Annotated in this window: 19 protein-coding genes; 16 read left to right on the forward strand and 3 right to left on the reverse strand. The window is 61.1% G+C overall.

Translation table 11 applies throughout. From position 1 onward, the window contains the following. The first annotated feature begins 29 nt into the window (after window positions 1-29). The 14 genes from iscX to ACJ8QF_RS08500 all read left to right on the forward strand — a co-directional run bounded on the left by iscX (window position 30) and on the right by ACJ8QF_RS08500 (window position 13,680). Window positions 30-230: a Fe-S cluster assembly protein IscX gene (gene iscX / locus ACJ8QF_RS08435; RefSeq protein WP_006327336.1), complete on the forward strand. Its 201-nt coding sequence runs from the start codon at window positions 30-32 to the stop codon at window positions 228-230. An 83-nt stretch (window positions 231-313) separates the two neighbouring features. Next, on the forward strand, window positions 314-1,609 hold the full coding sequence (gene pepB / locus ACJ8QF_RS08440; protein ID WP_442537445.1) for an aminopeptidase PepB: 1,296 nt from the start codon (window positions 314-316) through the stop codon (window positions 1,607-1,609). Window positions 1,610-1,698: 89 nt separating this feature from the next. Continuing rightward, complete coding sequence (sseB, locus tag ACJ8QF_RS08445) at window positions 1,699-2,529, forward strand: enhanced serine sensitivity protein SseB (RefSeq protein ID WP_004941422.1); 831 nt, start codon at window positions 1,699-1,701, stop codon at window positions 2,527-2,529. Window positions 2,530-2,691: 162 nt separating this feature from the next. Further along, window positions 2,692-3,117 (forward strand): nucleoside-diphosphate kinase, encoded by a 426-nt coding sequence (gene ndk / locus ACJ8QF_RS08450; RefSeq protein WP_004941424.1) that lies wholly within the window; start codon window positions 2,692-2,694, stop codon window positions 3,115-3,117. Between the two features lie 232 nt (window positions 3,118-3,349). After that, window positions 3,350-4,546: a bifunctional tRNA (adenosine(37)-C2)-methyltransferase TrmG/ribosomal RNA large subunit methyltransferase RlmN gene (locus ACJ8QF_RS08455; RefSeq protein WP_004941426.1), complete on the forward strand. Its 1,197-nt coding sequence runs from the start codon at window positions 3,350-3,352 to the stop codon at window positions 4,544-4,546. Between the two features lie 98 nt (window positions 4,547-4,644). After that, a complete protein-coding gene (gene pilW / locus ACJ8QF_RS08460; RefSeq protein ID WP_044031999.1) occupies window positions 4,645-5,394 on the forward strand; it encodes a type IV pilus biogenesis/stability protein PilW in 750 nt (249 codons plus the stop codon). Further along, a complete protein-coding gene (rodZ, locus tag ACJ8QF_RS08465; protein WP_060457263.1) occupies window positions 5,384-6,358 on the forward strand; it encodes a cytoskeleton protein RodZ in 975 nt (324 codons plus the stop codon). Before pilW ends, rodZ begins: the two co-directional genes overlap by 11 nt. Window positions 6,359-6,405: 47 nt before the next feature. Then, window positions 6,406-7,527: a flavodoxin-dependent (E)-4-hydroxy-3-methylbut-2-enyl-diphosphate synthase gene (gene ispG / locus ACJ8QF_RS08470; protein WP_016929756.1), complete on the forward strand. Its 1,122-nt coding sequence runs from the start codon at window positions 6,406-6,408 to the stop codon at window positions 7,525-7,527. Between the two features lie 139 nt (window positions 7,528-7,666). Beyond that, complete coding sequence (gene hisS / locus ACJ8QF_RS08475) at window positions 7,667-8,941, forward strand: histidine--tRNA ligase (RefSeq protein ID WP_004941437.1); 1,275 nt, start codon at window positions 7,667-7,669, stop codon at window positions 8,939-8,941. Between the two features lie 13 nt (window positions 8,942-8,954). Next, window positions 8,955-9,575: a YfgM family protein gene (locus ACJ8QF_RS08480; RefSeq protein WP_004941438.1), complete on the forward strand. Its 621-nt coding sequence runs from the start codon at window positions 8,955-8,957 to the stop codon at window positions 9,573-9,575. Between the two features lie 11 nt (window positions 9,576-9,586). Further along, window positions 9,587-10,768: an outer membrane protein assembly factor BamB gene (gene bamB, locus ACJ8QF_RS08485; protein WP_004941440.1), complete on the forward strand. Its 1,182-nt coding sequence runs from the start codon at window positions 9,587-9,589 to the stop codon at window positions 10,766-10,768. A 131-nt stretch (window positions 10,769-10,899) separates the two neighbouring features. Beyond that, window positions 10,900-12,390 (forward strand): ribosome biogenesis GTPase Der, encoded by a 1,491-nt coding sequence (gene der, locus ACJ8QF_RS08490; RefSeq protein ID WP_015378774.1) that lies wholly within the window; start codon window positions 10,900-10,902, stop codon window positions 12,388-12,390. A gap of 98 nt (window positions 12,391-12,488) precedes the next feature. Next, window positions 12,489-13,445: an AEC family transporter gene (locus ACJ8QF_RS08495; protein ID WP_004941444.1), complete on the forward strand. Its 957-nt coding sequence runs from the start codon at window positions 12,489-12,491 to the stop codon at window positions 13,443-13,445. Between the two features lie 13 nt (window positions 13,446-13,458). Further along, on the forward strand, window positions 13,459-13,680 hold the full coding sequence (locus ACJ8QF_RS08500) for a zinc ribbon domain-containing protein (protein WP_004941446.1): 222 nt from the start codon (window positions 13,459-13,461) through the stop codon (window positions 13,678-13,680). A gap of 4 nt (window positions 13,681-13,684) precedes the next feature. On the opposite strand, the gene ACJ8QF_RS08505 is transcribed toward ACJ8QF_RS08500, so the two are convergent. From ACJ8QF_RS08505 to ACJ8QF_RS08515, 3 genes are all read right to left on the reverse strand, one after another. Next, window positions 13,685-14,026 (reverse strand): protealysin inhibitor emfourin, encoded by a 342-nt coding sequence (locus ACJ8QF_RS08505; RefSeq protein ID WP_004941448.1) that lies wholly within the window; start codon window positions 14,024-14,026, stop codon window positions 13,685-13,687. Next, complete coding sequence (locus ACJ8QF_RS08510; RefSeq protein WP_015378772.1) at window positions 14,026-15,051, reverse strand: M4 family metallopeptidase; 1,026 nt, start codon at window positions 15,049-15,051, stop codon at window positions 14,026-14,028. The genes ACJ8QF_RS08505 and ACJ8QF_RS08510 overlap by 1 nt, the downstream gene beginning before the upstream one ends. Window positions 15,052-15,114: 63 nt before the next feature. Next, window positions 15,115-16,197 (reverse strand): LacI family DNA-binding transcriptional regulator, encoded by a 1,083-nt coding sequence (locus tag ACJ8QF_RS08515; protein ID WP_004941451.1) that lies wholly within the window; start codon window positions 16,195-16,197, stop codon window positions 15,115-15,117. Window positions 16,198-16,556: 359 nt separating this feature from the next. Between ACJ8QF_RS08515 and ACJ8QF_RS08520 the strand changes: the two genes are divergently transcribed. Both ACJ8QF_RS08520 and ACJ8QF_RS08525 read left to right on the forward strand, forming a co-directional pair. Beyond that, window positions 16,557-17,867 (forward strand): MFS transporter, encoded by a 1,311-nt coding sequence (locus ACJ8QF_RS08520; protein WP_015378771.1) that lies wholly within the window; start codon window positions 16,557-16,559, stop codon window positions 17,865-17,867. An 11-nt stretch (window positions 17,868-17,878) separates the two neighbouring features. Beyond that, the gene (locus ACJ8QF_RS08525) at window positions 17,879-20,245 is read left to right on the forward strand and encodes a glycoside hydrolase family 31 protein (RefSeq protein WP_369324200.1); all 2,367 of its coding nucleotides are present in this window, start codon (window positions 17,879-17,881) and stop codon (window positions 20,243-20,245) included. Window position 20,246 lies beyond the last annotated feature (1 nt).

The following is a 20,246-nucleotide window of genomic DNA, read 5'->3' on the forward strand; positions in this document are numbered from 1 at the left end:
TTAGCCGCAGCGTCAACCCGGAGATCATAATGGGACTGAAGTGGACCGACAGCCGTGAAATCGGCGAAGCCCTGTACGACCAATACCCGGATACCGATCCGAAAACCGTGCGTTTTACCGACATGCATCAGTGGATCTGCGATCTGGAAGAGTTCGATGACGATCCGCAGGCTTCCAACGAAAAAATACTGGAAGCGATCCTGCTGGTCTGGTTAGATGAAGCGGAGTAAATAGCGTAACGGGCTGCCATGGGCGGCCCGTTTATTTTGTATCCGACAAGATTAATAAAAGAATAATCCGGAGTAAGAAGGCTATGACAACAGAATTCATGCAGGTCACGCTGTCGCAACAACCTGCCGACGCCCGCTGGGGCGAAAAAGCGCTGCTGAGCACCAACGGCGAAGGGATGACCATTCACCTGACCGGCGCCGACAAGCTGGGCGCGATCCAGCGCGCGGGCCGCAAAATTGATGGCCAGGGCATCAAAAACGTCAAGCTGGCCGGCGACGGTTGGGATTTGGAAAACAGCTGGGCGTTCTGGCAAGGCTATCGCGGGCCGAAAGGGCAGCGCAACGTCGAATGGCCCGAGCTGCCGGAAGCCGCGCGTCAGGAACTGGATAAGCGTCTGAAAATCGTCGACTGGGTGCGCGACACCATCAACATGCCGGCGGAAGAGCTGGGGCCGGAGCAACTGGCGACCCGCGCCGTCGATCTGATGTGCGACGTCGGCTGCGATGCCGTCAGCTACCGCATCACCAAGGGCGAAGATCTGCGCGAGCAGAACTATGCCGGCATCTACACCGTCGGCCGCGGCTCCGAGCGCCCGCCGGTGCTGCTGGCATTGGACTTCAACCCGACCGGCAACCCGGATGCGCCGGTGTTCGCATGCCTGGTCGGCAAGGGCATCACCTTCGACAGCGGCGGCTACAGCCTGAAGCAAAGCGCCTTTATGGATTCGATGAAATCCGACATGGGCGGCGCGGCCACCATCACCGGCGCCCTGGCGCTGGCGGCGGCGCGCGGCCTGAAGCAGCGCGTGAAGCTGTACCTGTGCTGCGCCGACAACATGGTCAGCGGCAACGCCTTCAAACTGGGTGACATCATTCGCTACCGCAACGGCAAAACCGTTGAGGTGATGAACACCGATGCGGAAGGGCGCCTGGTGCTGGCCGACGGCCTGATCGACGCTTCTGAGCAGAACCCGCAGCTGATTATCGACTGCGCCACCCTGACCGGCGCGGCGAAAACGGCGGTAGGCAACGACTATCACGCGCTGTTCAGCTTTGACGACGCGCTGGCGCAGGAGCTGCTGAGCAGCGCCGCCGCCGAGCAAGAGCCGTTCTGGCGTCTGCCGCTGGCCGAGTTCCACCGCAGCCAGCTGCCGTCCAACTTCGCCGAGCTGAACAACGTGGCCGGCCCGGCCTACACCGCCGGCGCCAGCACCGCGGCGGCCTTCCTGTCGCACTTCGTCAAGAACTACCAGCAAGGCTGGTTGCACATCGACTGCTCAGCCACTTACCGCAAAGGCGCGGTGGATCAGTGGTCGGCCGGCGCGACTGGGCTGGGCGTTCGCACCCTGGCCAATCTGTTGCTGAGCAAAGCCAAATAATTGAACGCCCGCCGCGTCGGGCGCTAGAATGCGCATTATCTTCGAGGCCCAGCATGCTGGGCCTCGCTCTTTGATCCCTGGAGTTTGCCATGAGTGCCCATCATCACGATGCCGCCCCGAGCGAGAACGAACTTGAACGCCTGCTGAAGCTGGCGGTGACGGAGCCGGCCCATCGCCCGGCGTTCTTCCGTGAACTGCTCGACGCCACGGTGCTGATCCTCGGCGACAGCGAGCAGGTGCAGCAGGACGGCGACATCACGCTGAACGCGGATACGCCGGTCAATATCCAGCATTGGGAAAAACAGGACGGCGGCAGCATCATTCCGTTCTTCACTTCGCTGGAAGCGTTGCAGAAGGCCGTTGAGGACGAACAGCCGTTCATCGCCATGCCGGCGCGGGTGCTGTTTGAAATCACCCAGGGCGCGGATCTGTTCCTCAACCCGAAGGCGGAGTACGGCAAAGAGTTCTATCCGGAAGAGGTGGCGATGCTGCTGGCGACCGGTGGCGTCGTCAAACCGGTGGAGCACTACGTCGATAAAGAGACCCAAATCCTGCTGGGGCAGCCCGAAGAGTATCCGTCGGCGATGGTGGATGCGCTGACCACGCTGTTCAGCCAGCGTAAGCCGGTGCGCCGCGCGTTTCTGGCGCTGATGCACGACCAGGCGGCGGACGAGAAGCCGAATCTGCTGATCGGGCTGGAAGTGGATGCCGAGCCGGCGGAGATCGAGGCGTTGATCAACGAGGCCGGCAGCGTCGCCAGCGAAACGGCGCCGAATGACGAACCGGTGGATTTCTGCCTGGTATCGGAGAAAGAGCGGGGCATCAGCCACTACCTGATCGCCCATACGCAGCCGTTTTATCAGCGCCGCTGGGGCAGTTGGCTGCGCAATGTGATCCCGTCTACCGACAAGACCCAATAACGTCGGCGTGCCGCTGAAAGTGGCGAATGAAGATCATATTTTTTTAATGAAATGTTGATTTTCCCGTAGGCAAGCGTTAACGGCGCACATATAATCTGCGCCACTTGAGAAGGCCGGCAACATTGCAGACCGGCCTGTTTTGGAAGTCATACAGAGGCCATCATGACCGTAGAACGTACCTTTTCCATCGTTAAACCAAACGCTGTAGCCAACAACGACATCGGCGCTATCTACGCGCGTTTCGAGCGCGCCGGCTTCAAAATCATCGCCGCTAAAATGCTGCGTCTGACTCGCGAGCAAGCTGAAGGCTTCTACGCTGAGCACAAAGGCCGCCCATTCTTCGACGGTCTGGTTGAGTTCATGACCTCCGGCCCAATCATGGTGCAGGTTCTGGAATCTGAAAACGCCGTGCAGCGCAACCGCGACATCATGGGCGCAACCAACCCGGACAACGCACTGGCCGGCACCCTGCGCGCCGACTACGCGGACAGCTTCACCGCTAACGCCGTTCACGGTTCCGACTCCGTTGAATCCGCACAGCGTGAAATCGCTTACTTCTTCAACGAAAGCGAAATCTGCGCACGTTAATCGTGCCGTTGCTGATAACCAGGCATTCACCGGCTGAAACAATAAAAATGCCCTGAATGCCTTTCAGCCATAGAAACCCGCTACTAAAATTTGTACAATGCCGCGCCCCTGATAAGACGACTTGTCAGGGGCGTGTTTTTAGTGCCGCCACCCGAATCATGCGGGCTGAAATGCACAACTTACTTTCCATTCTTTAGCGCCATAACGTGTAATAACGAGGCCAGAGATCATTATGTTAGAACCCATCACGTCCGAGCACACCGTGTCTGAAAATAATTCGCTGACTACCCCCTCCGTTAACGTGGAGCAACCGGCTGCGGCCAAAATTAACCTGCTGGATCTGAACCGCCAGCAAATGCGCGAGTTCTTCGCCGAAATGGGCGAAAAACCGTTCCGCGCCGATCAGGTGATGAAGTGGATTTATCACTACTGCTGCGACGATTTCGAGCAGATGACCGACATCAACAAAGTCCTGCGCGGCAAGCTGCAGCGCGTGGCGGAAATCCGCGCGCCGGAAGTGGCTGAAGAACAGCGTTCGGCCGACGGCACCATCAAGTGGGCGATCAAGGTGGGCGATCAGCAGGTCGAAACCGTGTATATCCCGGAAGCCGACCGCGCGACGCTGTGCGTCTCCTCGCAGGTAGGCTGCGCGCTGGAGTGCAAATTCTGTTCGACGGCGCAGCAGGGCTTCAACCGCAACCTGCGCGTGTCGGAAATCATCGGCCAGGTGTGGCGCGCGGCGAAGATCATCGGCGCGCTGAAGGTGACCGGCCAACGCCCGATCACCAACGTGGTGATGATGGGCATGGGCGAGCCGCTGCTCAACCTGAACAACGTGGTGCCGGCGATGGAAATCATGCTGGACGATTTCGGCTTTGGCCTGTCCAAACGCCGCGTGACCCTGTCTACCTCCGGCGTGGTGCCGGCGCTGGACAAGCTGGGCGACATGATCGACGTGGCGCTGGCCATTTCGCTGCACGCACCGAACGACACCATCCGCGATGAGATCGTGCCGATCAACCGCAAGTACAACATCGAGACCTTCCTGTCCGCGGTGCGTCGCTACCTGGAGAAATCCAACGCCAACCAGGGCCGCGTCACCGTCGAGTACGTGATGCTGGATCATATCAACGACAGCACCGACGACGCGCATCAGCTGGCGGAAGTGCTGAAAGACACGCCGTGCAAGATCAACCTGATCCCATGGAACCCGTTCCCGGGCGCTCCGTACGGCCGCAGCTCCAACAGCCGGGTGGATCGTTTCTCCAAGGTGTTGATGGAATACGGCTTTACGACTATTGTTCGTAAAACCCGTGGTGACGATATCGACGCCGCCTGCGGGCAACTGGCGGGTGAAGTGATCGACCGTACCAAGCGTACCCTGAAGAAGAAAATGGCCGGGGAACCTATCAACGTACGGGCGGTCTGAATCCTATAGCACCATTTTTTGTTATCTAACAGCCTGTTATGCGAAAGCGTGTCGCTGGCGGGCGTTAGCTGACGGCCGATAAGGAAATGAATGCGGGCATGAAGCTGAAACTGTGGGGTATGTGGCTGGCGGCCGGGTTGTTGGCCGGGTGTTCCGGTTCAGCGCCGGAAAAGGAAGCACAGGTCTCTGAGGCGGGCCAGACGCGCCTGCAGCTGGGGCTGGAGTACCTGCAGCAAGGCGACATGGACGCCGCGCGCCAGAACCTGGAAAAGGCGCTGGACGCGGCCCCGCAGGATTACCGCACGCAGTTGGGCATGGCGCTCTACGCGCAGCGCAGCGGTGAAAACGCCGAGGCCGAACAGCGTTATCGGCAAGCGCTCAAACTTGCGCCGGGCAATGGCACCGTACTGAATAATTACGGTGCGTTTCTTTGCGGTTTAGGGCAGTATGTACCGGCGCAACAGCAGTTTAGCGCTGCGGCGCTGGCGCCCGATTATGGCCAGGTCGCCGACAGCCTGGAAAACGCAGGTTACTGTTTTCTCAAGGCCGGACAAAACGACGAAGCGCGCACGCTGTTGAGCCGCGCGCTGAAAGTCGATCCGGACAAAGGCACTCCGCTGCTGGCGGAGGCCGAAAAGCAATTTGGAGAAGGGAAGCGCGCCCAGTCGCAACTTTTATTGGATGTTTATCAGCATGTTCTGCCGGCCAGCGCCAGCAGCTTATGGTTACAGATTCGTTTCGCCGCGTTAGCCGGCCGCCAGGATAGCGTTCAACGCTATGGCAAGCAGCTAGCGCGAAGTTTTCCACAATCCAAACAGTACCAGCAGTTCTTAGCTAATGAATACTGAAGCCTCCCAAGATAAAACCGTATCCATGACGACGGGCCAGCGCCTGCGTCAGGCCCGTGAGCAACTCGGGCTGAGCCAACAGACCGTTGCAGAACGCCTGTGTCTCAAAATGTCCACCGTGCGCGATATCGAGGAAGACAGCGTGTCCGCTGACCTCGCGTCCACCTTCGTGCGCGGCTACATCCGTTCCTACGCCAAGCTGGTGCATCTGCCGGAAGACGAACTGCTGCCGATGCTGGCCAAGCAGGCGCCGTTGAAGATGGCGAAAGTGGCGCCGATGCAAAGTTTCTCGCTGGGCAAGCGTCGCAAGAAACGCGACGGCTGGCTGATGAGCTTCACCTGGCTTATCGTGTTCGTGGTGATCGGCCTGACCGGCGCCTGGTGGTGGCAAAACCACAAGGCGCAGCAGGAAGAGATCGCCACCATGGCCGATCAATCCTCGGCGCAGCTTTCACAGAATAACGAAGGGCAGTCCGTGCCGCTGACCGACGGCAATGCCGACGCCGGCACCAACGTGCCGTTGACCGACAACAGCGCCGCGCCGGCTGATACCGGCGCAGCGGCTCAGGCGCCGGCGGCGACCGCCCAGGCGCCGAGCGCGGCTCAGCAGCAGCCTGCCGTGGTGTCGCCAAGCCAGACCACCCTGCCGGAAACCGCGCCGGCGGCACAAGCGCCGTTGCCGACCGCCGATGCGGGCGTGGCTGCGCCGGCGGCCGATCCGAACGCGCTGGTGATGGATTTCTCCGCCGACTGCTGGCTGCAGGTGACCGACGCGAGCGGTAAAACGCTGTTCAGCGGCACCCAGAAGCAAGGCGGCAAGCTGAACCTGGCCGGCACTGCGCCGTATAAACTGACCATCGGCGCGCCGGCGGCAGTACAGATCCAGTATCAGGGTAAACCGGTTGATCTAAGCCGGTTCGTTAAGTCAAACCGTGTTGCTCGCCTGACCGTCGCCGCGCAGTAATCGCGCGGCAGCGGTCGTGATGTCAGAGCAGCAATGGAGAGTAAGTAATGCATAACCAAGCGCCCATCAACCGTCGAAAATCTACACGCATTTACGTCGGCAAGGTGCCTATTGGTGATGGCGCGCCGATTGCCGTGCAGTCGATGACCAACACCCGTACCACCGATGTTGAAGCAACGGTTAATCAGATCAAAGCGCTGGAGCGCGTGGGCGTCGACATCGTCCGCGTTTCGGTTCCTACCATGGACGCCGCCGAGGCGTTCAAACTGATCAAGCAGCAGGTCAACGTGCCGCTGGTCGCCGATATCCACTTCGATTATCGCATCGCACTGCAGGTGGCCGAATATGGCGTAGACTGCCTGCGCATCAACCCGGGCAACATCGGCAACGAATCGCGCATTCGCTCGGTGGTGGACTGCGCCCGCGACAAGAACATCCCGATCCGCATCGGCGTCAACGGCGGCTCGCTGGAAAAAGACCTGCAGGAAAAGTACGGCGAACCTACGCCGGAAGCGCTGCTGGAATCCGCCATGCGCCACGTGGACATCCTCGATCGCCTCAACTTCGACCAGTTTAAGGTCAGCGTCAAGGCGTCGGACGTGTTCCTGGCGGTGCAATCCTACCGCTTGCTGGCGTCGCGCATCGATCAGCCGCTGCACCTGGGCATCACCGAAGCCGGCGGCGCGCGCAGCGGTTCGGTCAAATCGGCCATCGGCCTGGGCATGCTGCTGTCTGAAGGCATCGGCGATACCCTGCGCATCTCGCTGGCGGCGGATCCGGTCGAAGAGGTGAAGGTCGGTTTCGACATCCTGAAGTCGCTGCGCATTCGCGCGCGCGGCATCAACTTCATCGCCTGCCCGACCTGCTCACGTCAGGAGTTCGACGTGATCGGCACGGTGAACGCGCTGGAGCAGCGCCTGGAAGACATCATCACGCCGATGGACGTTTCGATCATCGGCTGCGTGGTGAACGGCCCGGGCGAAGCGCTGGTGTCCACCATGGGCGTAACCGGCGGCCACAAGAAGAGCGGCTTCTATGAAGACGGCGTGCGCCAGAAAGAGCGTTTCGACAACGAACAGATGATCGACCAGCTGGAAGCGAAAATTCGCGCCAAGGCCGCGATGATGGACGAAAGCAACCGTATCACGGTCAACCTGCTGGAAAAATAAGCGTTATCGCTACACGGCGGGCCTGTTGGCCCGCTTGTTTATGCACCTGAAGGGCAGAAAACCGCATCCGCGTTGAATACCGGGCGGCAAAGTCCCTATAATCGGGTTCATTTTTACAGACAACGGACAGAGAACTCACGTGGCAAAGAACATTCAAGCCATTCGCGGCATGAACGACTACCTGCCGGAAGAAACGGCATTATGGCAGCGTATTGAAGGCACCCTCAAGCAGGTGCTGGGCGGCTACGGTTACAGCGAAATCCGGTTGCCGATTGTAGAGCAGACCCCGTTATTCAAACGCGCGATCGGCGAAGTGACCGACGTCGTGGAAAAAGAGATGTATACCTTCGAAGACCGCAACGGCGAAAGCCTGACGCTGCGTCCGGAAGGGACGGCTGGCTGCGTGCGCGCCGGCATCGAACATGGTCTGCTGTACAATCAGGAACAGCGTCTGTGGTACATCGGCCCGATGTTCCGCTACGAGCGCCCGCAGAAGGGGCGTTACCGTCAGTTCCATCAGCTGGGCGCGGAAGTGTTCGGCCTGCAAGGCCCGGATATCGACGCCGAGCTGATCCTGCTGACTGCCCGCTGGTGGAAAGCGCTGGGCATCGCCGAGCACGTCACGCTGGAGCTGAACTCCATCGGTTCGCTGGAGGCGCGCGCCAACTACCGCGATGCGCTGGTGGCGTTCCTGGAGCAGCACGTTGAGGTGCTGGACGAAGACTGCAAACGCCGCATGTACAGCAACCCGCTGCGCGTGCTGGACTCCAAAAATCCTGAGGTGCAGGCGCTGCTGAACGACGCGCCGCGCCTGTCCGAGTACCTGGATGAAGAATCCCGTGCTCACTTCGCCGGTCTGTGTGAACTTTTGGCGCAGGCAGGTATCCCATATACCGTTAACGAGCGCCTGGTGCGCGGTCTGGATTACTACAACCGCACCGTGTTTGAGTGGGTGACCACCAGCCTGGGCGCGCAGGGCACCGTCTGCGCGGGCGGCCGTTACGACGGCCTGGTCGAGCAACTGGGCGGCCGCGCCACCCCGGCGGTCGGTTTCGCCATGGGTCTTGAGCGTCTGGTGCTGCTGGTGCAGGCGGTCAACCCGGAATTCAAGGCGCCGTCGGCTATCGACGTGTACGTCATTTCTTCCGGCGCGGGCACCCAGAGTGCGGCAATGCGGCTGGCTGAACAGGTGCGCGACGCGGCGCCGCAGCTGAAGCTGATGACCAATTACGGCGGTGGCAACTTCAAGAAGCAGATCACCCGTGCGGACAAATGGGGCGCGCGCATTGCGCTGATCCTGGGTGAGAGCGAAGTGGCGGCGCAGCAGGTGGTGGTGAAAGACCTGCGCAGTGGTGAACAAGAAACGCTGGCGCAAAGCGAAGTCGCTGCGCGTCTGGCTTTGATGTTAGGTTAAGGAGAAGGACACCGTGGAAGTCTATACCACTGAAAACGAACAAGTCGACGCACTGCGTCGGTTCTTTGCCGAGAACGGCAAAGCGCTGGCGGTGGGCGTGGTGCTCGGAATTGGTGCCCTGGTTGGCTGGCGTTATTGGCAGAGCCATGAAAACTCCAACATGATGGCTGCGTCGCAATCCTATCAGGAAGCCAGCGATCGTCTGGCGGCCGGTAAGCCGGATGACGTGGCTGCCGCGGAGAAATTTGTCCAGGCTAACGGCAACAGCTACGGCGTATTGGCCGCGCTGCAGTTGGCCAAGCATTTTGTCGAACAGAATGATTTCGCCAAGGCGGAACAACAACTGGCGCTGGCGCAGGGCCAGACCAAAGACGACAACCTGTTGGCGATGATCGATCTGCGTCTGGCGCGCGTCCAGCTGCAGGAGAAAAAGCTGGATGAAGCGCTGAAAACGCTGGAAGGCGTGAAAGGCGAAGGCTGGGCGGCGATGATGCAGGATGTGCGCGGCGATGTGCTACTGGCCAAGGGCGACGCCAAGGGCGCGCGCGAAGCTTACAGCAAAGGCATTGAGTCCAATGCTTCTCAGGCGCTGCAGGTTCTGCTGCGCATGAAATTGAATAACTTGTCCAGCTAAGGGGAATTCCCATGCAATTGCGTAAAACACTCTTGGTCGGACTGGTTTCCGCTGCCTTGCTGAGTGGTTGCTCGCTGTTTAACAGCGAAGAAGACGTGGTTACCATGTCGCCGTTGCCGAAAGTTGAAAATCAGTTTACGCCGAGCAAGGCGTGGAGCACCTCGGTGGGCGACGGTATCGGTGAGTATTACTCCCACCTGCGTCCGGCCTATCAGGACAGCACCATTTATGCCGCCGATCGCTTCGGCATCGTGAAAGCGATGGACGCCGACAGCGGTAACGAGAAGTGGAAGGTCAATCTCTCCGAGAAGACCGGTTTCTTCTCCAGCAACCTGTCTGCGCTGCTGTCGGGCGGCCTGACGGTCGCGGGTGACAAGGTTTACGTCGGCAGCGAAAAAGCGGTGGTTTACGCATTGAACACCGCCGACGGCGCCATCGCCTGGCAGACCAAAGTGGCCGGCGAAGCGATCTCCCGTCCGGTTGTCAGCGACGGCATGGTGTTGGTGCACACCTCCAACGGCATGCTGCAGGCGCTGAACGAAGCCGACGGCGCGGTGAAGTGGACGGTTAACCTGGACATGCCTTCGCTGTCGCTGCGCGGTGAATCCGCGCCGGCCGTCGCTTTTGGCGCCGCCATCGTCGGCGGTGACAACGGCCGCGTCAGTGCGGTGCTGATGCAGCAGGGCCAGATTATCTGGCAACAGCGTATTTCTCAGCCGAGCGGCGCGACCGAAATCGATCGTCTGAACGACGTGGACACCACGCCGGTGATCGTTGACGGCGTGGTCTACGCGCTGGGTTACAACGGTAACCTGACGGCGCTGGATCTGCGTTCCGGCCAGATTATCTGGAAACGCGAGCTGGGTTCGGTGAATGATTTCATCGTCGACGCGGGCCGCATCTACCTGATCGACCAGAACGATCGCGTGGTGGCACTCAGCACCGAAGGCGGCGTGACCGTGTGGACGCAGAGCGATCTGCTGCACCGCAACCTGACGCCGCCGGTGATGTATAATGGTTATCTGGTGACCGGTGACGCCGAAGGTTATCTGCACTGGATCAACACCACCGATGGCCGTTTTGTCGCCCAGCAGGAAGTGGACAGCTCCGGCTTCCTGTCTGCGCCGATGGTGGCCAGCGACAAGCTGATCATCCAGGCTCGCGGTGGGAAAGTTTACGCTTTCACCCGCTAACGCCGCTCGTCGCATGGCTTGAAAACGGCTCCTGAATGTTCAGGGGCCGTTTCGTATTTTTATAAGCTGCACCGCTGGTGTCTATCCACAGTGCAGTAACGCATTGATTATTAAGTAATGAGGCTTCAACAATGATACCTGTCGTCGCGCTGGTCGGGCGCCCGAATGTGGGTAAATCCACCTTGTTCAACCGTTTAACCCATACGCGTGATGCGCTGGTGGCGGATTTCCCGGGGCTGACGCGTGACCGCAAGTATGGTCGTGCTGAAATCGAAGGCAATGAATTCATCATCGTCGATACCGGCGGCATCGACGGCACCGAAGACGGCGTAGAAACGCGCATGGCCGGTCAGTCGCTGCTGGCGATCGAAGAAGCGGACATCGTGCTGTTCATGGTCGACGCCCGCGCCGGCCTGATGCCGGCGGATCAGGGCATTGCCCAGCACCTGCGCAGCCGCCAGAAGGCGACCTTCCTGGTGGCCAACAAGACCGACGGCCTGGATCCGGACACCGCCACCGCCGATTTCTACTCGCTTGGCCTGGGTGAAGTGTTCGCTATCGCCGCTTCTCACGGCCGCGGCGTGACCCAGCTGATTGAACACGTGCTGGTGCCGTTCGTGCCGGAAAAACCGGAAGACGTCGAGCTGACCGAGGAAGAGGCCAACGCCGCTTACTGGGCTGAGCAAAACGGCGAAACGCTGGAAGGCGAAGAAGACGAAGAGCCGGAAGAAGCGTTCAATCCGCAGGATCTGCCGATCAAACTGGCGATCGTCGGCCGCCCGAACGTCGGTAAGTCTACGCTCACTAACCGCATCCTCGGCGAGGAGCGCGTGGTGGTGTACGACATGCCGGGCACCACCCGCGACAGCATCTACATTCCGATGGTGCGCGACGAACGCGAGTACGTGCTGATCGACACCGCCGGGGTGCGTAAACGCGGCAAGGTGACCGAAACCGTCGAGAAATTCTCGGTGATCAAGACCCTGCAGGCGATTGAAGACGCCAACGTGGTGCTGCTGGTGATTGACGCGCGTGAAGGCATTTCCGATCAGGACCTCTCGCTGCTCGGCTTTATCCTCAATAGTGGGCGCTCACTGGTGATTGCGGTCAACAAGTGGGACGGCATGAGCGAAGAAGATCGCGAGCACGTGAAAGAGATGCTCGATCTGCGTCTGGGCTTCGTCGACTTCGCGCGCGTGCACTTCATTTCCGCCCTGCACGGCAGCGGCGTCGGCAACCTGTTCGAATCGGTACAGGAAGCCTACGAGTGCGCAACCCGCCGCGTAAACACCTCGATGCTGACCAAAATCATGCAGATGGCGGTTGACGATCACCAGCCGCCGTTGGTGCGCGGCCGCCGCGTGAAGCTGAAATATGCCCATGCCGGCGGTTACAACCCGCCGATCGTGGTGATCCACGGCAACCAGGTCAGCGATCTGTCCGATTCGTACAAACGCTATCTGATGAACTACTTCCGCCGCTCGCTGAATGTGATGGGGACGCCGATCCGCATCCAGTTCAAAGAGGGTGACAACCCGTTCGCCGGCAAACGCAACCTGCTGACGCCAACCCAGATGCGTAAGCGCAAGCGCCTGATGAGCCACCTGAAAAAGAGCAAGTAATCGCTCATGAGGGGCGCGGCAGTGATGCCGCGCCCTTTTTTATTGGCCCGAAATCGTTTTATTATCTGAAGATTACCTCGCCTGCCTGAAGGAACACCATGTCCTGGGAAACCTGGAGTTTTGCGTTTAACGTCACCGTGCCGAATCTGCTGATGATGCTGCTGGGGATCCTGCTGCGCCATTGGCGCCTGATGGATGACCGCTTCGTCGACGGTGCGACCCGCCTGGTGTTCAATCTGGCGCTGCCGTGCCTGCTGTTTTTCAGCATTGCCACCAACCATCCGCAGCTGCTCGGCAACCTGCCGCTGGTGCTGTTCGGCGCGGTCGGCACGCTGGCGACCTTCCTGCTTTTGGAGCTGGCGGCCAGGTGGTTGGTGAAAGAACCGCGTGAGCGCGGGGTGTTCGTGCAGGGCGGCTTCCGCGCCAATACCGCCATCGTCGGCCTGGCCTACGCCATGACCGCCTACGGCAGCGAAGGCATTGCGCTCGCCTCGCTGTACCTTACGGTGACGGTGATCCTGTTCAACATACTGTCGGTCATCACCCTCACGCGCAGCCTGCAGGGCGGGCAGGGCAAGAAAATCAGCCACCTGTCGCTGCTGCGCAGCATCGTCACCAATCCGTTGATCATCGGCCTGGTGTGCGGGTTGCTGTATGCGCAAACCGGGCTGGGCATCCCGGCCGTGATCCGCCAGACCGGCAGCTATATCTCCGCGCTGTCGCTGCCGCTGGCGCTGCTGTGCACCGGCGCCAGCCTGGATTTTCGCGCCATGTTCCGTTCGTCCAACGTGGCGGCGCTGTCGTCGGCGGCCAAGCTATTTCTGGTGCCGTGCCTGATGACGCTGGCCGGCTGGCTGTGCGGGTTCCAGGGCGCGGCGCTGGGCATTATCTTCCTGTTTTCCGCCACGCCAACTGCCTCGGGCAGCTATGTGATGACGCGCGCCATGGGCGGCAACGCCACGCTGGCGGCCAATATTATCGCCATCACCACCGTCGGATCGTTCTTCACCACCGCGTTGGGGATCTATTTTTTGCGCTCATGGGGCGCGATTTAACCTGGGAGTCGTTATGGACGCGCATTGTCCGCACTGTCGTCAGACCATGAATTGGGTAGCGGGTCACTACCATTGTGCCGCCTGTCAGCGCGATTATCGGCAGCTGGCGAGCTGCCCGGAGTGCGGGCAGCCGCTGCAAGAATTGAAAGCCTGCGGGGCGGTGGATTATCTGTGCCAGAACGGGCACGGGCTGATCTCCAAAAAGCGGGTGAATTTCAGCTATCAGCCGCTGTAAGCCCTCACTCATCCACCTGGCCGGTTTTCCACAGATCCACCAGCGCCTGCGGCGCGCTGCTTTCCGGGATTAACAGCACGATCTCGGTGCTCAGGGTGGGGCTGGTGTAGTTGATCTGTATGCGGTAGTAGCGCTGGTCGCCGCAGCCGGGGGAGTTGGGCTGGCCTTCTTCCTGCGCATAGGGCAGCGTCTGGTTCAGCAGCTGATTCAGGCGCTGCCGCTGCTCCGGCGTGATATCGGCCAGCGCGATGCGGCGCTGGCCCGCCAGTTTAGGAATGTAGGCGAAGCCTCCCTCGCGCGCCAGCTCAATGACCGTATCCTGATTGAGCGTCGGCAGCGGTTTCATTATTCCACCCCCACCTGATGCCAGGCTTGCTGCACCTTGTCCGCCACGCTCTGGTCGAAACGCGCTTGCGCATGTTTCACCGTGGCGCGGGCGAAGGTGGCGAAATCGGCATTTTGCGGCAGCGCTTTGTCGCATACCGTGTCATACCAGACGTAGCCGGCTTTCTCCCAGGCGAAGCCGCCCAGCGCCGTCGCCGCCAGATAGAAGGCGCGATTGGGGATGCCGGAGTTGAGGTGCACGCCGCCGTTGTCTTCCTTGGTCTGGATATAATCCTTCATGCTGGCGGGCTGCGGGTCTTTGCCCAGCAGCGGGTCATCGTAGGCGGTGCCGGGGGCCGACATCGAACGCAGCCCTTTGCCTTTGATGCCCTTGGCGAGCAGCCCGGCGCCGATCAGCCAGTCGGCTTTATCGGCGGTTTGCTGCAGGTGGAACTGCTTGACCAGCGAACCGAACACGTCGGACAGCGATTCGTTGAGCGCGCCGGACTGCTGGTAGTAGATCAGCCCGGCTTCGCTCTCAGTCACGCCGTGCGCCAGCTCGTGGCCGACTACGTCGATGGCGATGGTGAAACGGTTGAAAATCTCGCCGTCGCCGTCGCCGAACACCATCTGCTGGCCGTTCCAGAAAGCGTTCTGGTACTCCTTGCCGTAGTGTACGCTGCCGACCAGCGGCAGCCCCTGGTTATCCAGTGAGTTGCGTCGGTAGGCCTGCCAGAAGAAATCGTAGGTGACGCCGAGGTAGTCGTAGGCTTCGTCCACCGCCACGTCGTGGTTGCTGGGCTGGCCCTCTTTACGCACCTGTTTGCCGGGCAGTTGGGTGCCGTTCTGGGCGTCGTAGATATCGCGGAGCGCTTCGCCGGCTCGAGCGTTTTTCTCGGTCGGTGAACGCAGCGGCTTGTTGCCGAGCAGGCTTTGCACGTGGTTCAGGGTGTGCAGCGCGCAGTCGCGCTGCGGGGCGTTGCCGTGTTCAATGATGCGGCGCAGCATGTAGGGAGGAATGACGGAACGCATGCGCTGGGCTGGCATAGTGGCTCTCCTTAGGCAAAAAATTTTACCTCATCGAATGAATGCACTGTGCCTAAGTGTAGCCTACTCGTCATAAAGCCTGTGGTCATGCGTGCTCACCGCCGGCGCAGTCTTGTGCGGGCTGATGCGCCGCACCGAGGCGCGTACCGCCAGCCGGCCGTGCAGCAGCAGATTGCACGGCGGTGCGTCGGCGCGCAGCATGCGCCGCTGCAGCAGTTGGATCGCCTCGTAACCCAGTTCGTCGCGCGGCACCTGCACCGAGGTCAGCGGCACATCATGGATTTCCGCCAGGTTGAAGCCGTCGGTGCTCATCACCGACACGTCGCCCGGCACGTTCAGCCCTCGCTTGTTGAGCGCCTTGACCGCCCCGACCGCCATGTAGTCGCCGCCGGCCAGGATCGCCGTCGGCAGCGGGGCGTGGCCGTGGATGCCATCGAGATAGGTGGTCAGCGCCTGCTCGGCCTCTTCGCTGCCGAAGCCGGAGGTGGTGACCAGATGGCGGCCGTCGTCGAACGGCAGATGATGCCGGGCGTAGGCTTGCCGGATGCCCGCCAGACGCAGCTCCATGGTGTGGCGGCGCAGACACTGCAGGTTGAGAATATGGCTGTGCCCCTGCTGGAACAGGTAGCTGGCGGAGTAATCACCGATCAACTGATGATCCGGCGAGACGCTGTCCAGCCGCATCTGCCGATCGCTGCAGTTGATCAGCACGCAAGGTTTGTGCAGATCGGCCGCCAGGGTGTGGATATGCTCGTCGTCGATGCCGATGATCAGCGCCGCTTCGGTGTGCGGATCGCTCATCTTTTCCAGAAACAGCGCGCCGTCGCTGCGCTGCTCTTCCAGCCCGCAGTAGCGGATGCGCACCTCGTGCTCCATCAGCGCGGCGGCAATGCCCTGAATGACCTTGTAGTAGAAGATGTCGGTGCGCACGTCGAACGCGCGCTGCGGCGCGAACACCATCACGTTGTTCAGCATCAGCCGGCCGCTGGAAATGCCCTGCAGAATGCCGTTTTGCTGCGCACAGTCCAGCACCTTGCGGCGCGCCTCGGCGCTGGTGTTAGCCTTGCCGGCCAGCACGCGGGAAACGGTGCTGATCGACAGCCCGGTTTGGCGGGCGATCTCCTGGATTTTCAGCTTTCCGTTCATTCTGTGATCTCCTTCAAATTCGTCCATGAGAATATTTTCACTGCGGATTTTCAGCGTCTTGACCGGATTTATCGGTCATTATGGCTATTTTTTCACCCTCTCGTGAAAATCTTTGCAAAAAACCCCGTTTCGCTGTGCGCTATCGCTGAGTAGTCTGCATTGGTACACCAATTTTAACGACCTGTCAGTCCAATTTTAACGGTGTGCGAAAAAGAAAACAAAAAATAAATCATGGGGTTGTGATTGTCTGTCGGCCAATGATGTGGCACCGATCCGTTTTCACCGTCCCGTGTTTGCTAGCACAACGTACCCTACCAAAACGCGCGTCGCCATAGCCGGCGGCCGCGGGGAGAGAACTGATGAGTGTGGAGATCAATCAGGCGGTCGCGCAGAGCGGGCGGCGCAAGTTTAAATCGCTGCGCTGGTGGATGCTGGCGCTGTTCTTGCTGGGCGTCACGGTCAACTACATCACCCGCAACTCGCTGGGCATTCTGGCGCCGGAACTGAAAACCAGCCTGAACATGAGCACCGAGCAATATGCCTGGGTAGTGGCGTCGTTCCAGCTGGCCTACACGGTGTTCCAGCCGATCTGCGGCTGGCTGATCGACGTTATCGGCCTGAAGATGGGTTTTTTGATCTGCGCCGGCATTTGGGCGGTGGTGTGTATGCTGCACGCCGGCGCCGGCAGCTGGCTGCAACTGGCCATTCTGCGCTTCTTCATGGGGGGCGCGGAGGCGGCGGCTACCCCGGCTAACGCCAAGGCGATCTCCGACTGGTTCCCGAAAAAGGAGCGGCCGATCGCCGCCGGCTGGGCGGGCGTCGGTTTCTCCATCGGCGCCATGCTGGCGCCGCCGATCATCGTTATCGCTCACGTCTCCTTCGGCTGGCAGGGGGCGTTCCTGTTCTCCGGCGGGCTGGCGCTGATCTGGGTCGTGTTGTGGTGGCTGTTCTACCACTCGCCGCAGCAGCACCCGAACCTCAGCCAGCAAGAGCTGGATCTGATCCGCGAAGACAACGAGCCGGTGTTGCCGAAGCTGCCGTTTTTCACTTCGCTGGCCAGCCTGTGCAAGAACAAGAAGTTTTACGGCATCGCCATCCCGGCCTTTCTCGCCGAGCCGGCCTGGGCGGTCTTCAGTTTCTGGGTGCCGCTGTACCTGGCCACCGAACGCGGCATGGATCTGAAGCAGATCGCGATGTTCGCCTGGCTGCCGTTCCTGGCGGCGGATATCGGCAGCGTCGCCAGCGGCTATCTCACCACTCTGTACCGCAAATGGTTCGGCTGCAGCCGCGTCAACTCGGTGGTCGCCAGCTCGGTGACCGGCGCTTTCCTGATGGTGTCGCTGGCGTTCGTGGCGATCACCCAAGATCCCTATGTGGCGATCGCGCTGATCTCGATCGGCGGTTTCGGCCATCAGGTGATCTCCTGCATGCTCAGCGCGCTGGTGGTGGAGTCGTTCGATAAAAACCAGATGGCGACGGTCAACGGCATGCGCGGCTCCAGCGCCTGGATCGCCAGCTTCCTGTTCACGCTCCTGATCGGCGCGGTGTCCGACACCATCGGCTTCAACCCGCTGTTCATCGCGATGGGCTTCTTCGATCTGATCGGCGCTGTGTTCCTGATTGCCCTGATCGCCGAGCGCGGCGGTAAGAAAACCCCTTCACACAGCTAAGTGGAATATTTATGAAAACCTTGAAAAATTGGACGCTGGCGGCGCAGCATGCCGACCACGTCGAGCTGCTGGTCGATGAACGCCACCGTTTCTGCCTGTACGTGCTGGAAGACGGTCTGTTCCGCGTGTTGATCAAACGTGAGGGTGAGCTGGCGCTGGATCGTACCTGGAGCATCGCGCCGCAGGAGGATGTGCCCTGGGAGGGGCGCGATCGGCTCAGCGTCGCCGGTTTCAGCCTGCCGGGCTATCAGCTGCGCCAGGAGAGCGATCGGCTGGTGGTCAGCACGCCGCTGCTGCGCGTGACGGTGCATCAGCCGCTGTGGTTGGAATGGGAGCATTGCAATGCCGCCGGCGAGTGGCGGCCGCTGGCGGCGGATCGGCCGACCAGCGCCTACCTGCTCAATGCGCACGGCGACGGCGTGGCGCACTACCAGCGCCGCTTCGCCGATGAGCGCTATTACGGCCTGGGGGAGAAAGCCGGCGATCTGGAGCGCACCGGCCGCCGCTTCGAGATGCGCAACCTGGACGCCATGGGGTACAACGCCGCCAGCACCGATCCGCTGTACAAGCACATTCCGTTCACCATCACCCGTGGGCCGGAGGCGAGCTTCGGTCTGTTCTACGACAACCTGAGCAGCTGCTGGCTGGATCTGGGCAACGAGATCGACAATTACCACGCGGCCTATCGCCGCTATCAGGCCGAAGCGGGCGATCTGGATTACTACCTGTTCCTCGGGCCGAAGGTTTTGGACGTCACCAAGGCCTTCGTGCGCCTGACCGGCCGCACCCACTTCGGGCCGAAGTGGAGCCTGGGCTACAGCGGCTCGACCATGCATTATACCGACGCGCCGGACGCCCAGCAGCAGCTGCAACAGTTCATTGCGCTGTGCCGCCAGCACGCCATCCCCTGTGACTCCTTCCAGCTGTCGTCGGGCTACACCTCGATTAACAACAAGCGCTACGTGTTCAACTGGAATTACGACAAAGTGCCGCAGCCCAAGCAATTGAGCCAGGCGTTTCACGACGCCGGCCTCAGGCTGGCGGCCAACATCAAGCCGTGCCTGCTGCAGGATCATCCGCAGTATCAAGAGGTGGCGGCGCAGGGGCTGTTTATCCGCGATTCGCAAAGCGACGCGCCGGAACGCTCCAGCTTCTGGGACGACGAAGGCTCGCACCTCGACTTCACCAACCCGGCGACGGTGCGCTGGTGGCAGCAGGGCGTCACGCAGCAGCTGCTGGAGATGGGCATCGATTCCACCTGGAACGACAACAACGAGTACGAAGTGTGGGATGGCGAAGCGCGCTGCCATGGCTTCGGGCGGCCGATCGCCATCAAGCACATCCGCCCGGTGATGCCGCTGCTGATGATGCGCGCCTCGATGGAGGCCCAGCAGCGCTTCGCGCCGCAGAAGCGGCCGTACCTGATCTCGCGCTCCGGCTGCGCCGGCATGCAGCGCTACGTGCAGACCTGGAGCGGCGACAACCGCACCAGCTGGCAGACGCTGCGCTACAACATCCGCATGGGGCTGGGCATGAGCCTGTCCGGCTTGTATAACCTCGGCCACGACGTCGGCGGCTTCTCCGGCGACAAGCCGGACGCCGAGCTGCTGGTGCGCTGGGTACAAAACGGCGTGATGCATCCGCGTTTCACCATACACTCCTGGAACGACGACGCCACGGTCAACGAACCCTGGATGTACCCGGCCGCTACCCCGGCGGTACGTGAGGCGATCAACCTGCGTTACCGGCTGCTGCCGTATTTCTACACTCTGCTGTGGCAGGCCTGCGCCGACGACGAGCCAATGCTGCGCCCGACTTTTCTCGATCACGAACAGGATGCGCGCACCTTCGGCGAAAACGACGATTTTCTGATCGGCCGCGATCTGCTGGTGGCCAGCGTGGTGGAGCCGGGGCAGCGTCGCCGATCGGTGTATCTGCCGGATAACGGCGAAGGCTGGTACTGCTTCTACAGCGGCCAGTGGTTCGGCGGCGGGCAGACGGTGACGCTGGCGGCGCCGTTGGAGCGTCTGCCGCTGCTGGTGCGCGCCGGGGCGGCGCTGCCGCTGTCGCAGCGGCTGGCGCATGTCGACGTGGCCGCCGACGATCGGCGCGAGCTGCGGCTGTTTCCGCTCAAGGGCTGCGGCGTGAGCAGCGGGCTGTTGTTTGAGGACGACGGCGAAAGCGACGGTTGGCGGCAGGGCGATGCGCTGTGGCTGCGCTGGGAAATGCGCTGCGACCATCAGCGCGTCATGCTGGACATCGCGACGGAAGGGCGTTTTCGTCCGGCCTGGCGCACGCTGACGCTCAGCCTGCCGGAAGGCGAAACGCGCGCGCTGTGGGTGAACGGCGAACCGGGCGAGCGTTTTACGCTGGAATAGG

It is taken from the genome of Serratia sp. CY81684, assembly GCF_052166595.1.
GTDB classification, from domain to species: Bacteria; Pseudomonadota; Gammaproteobacteria; order Enterobacterales; family Enterobacteriaceae; genus Serratia; species Serratia nematodiphila.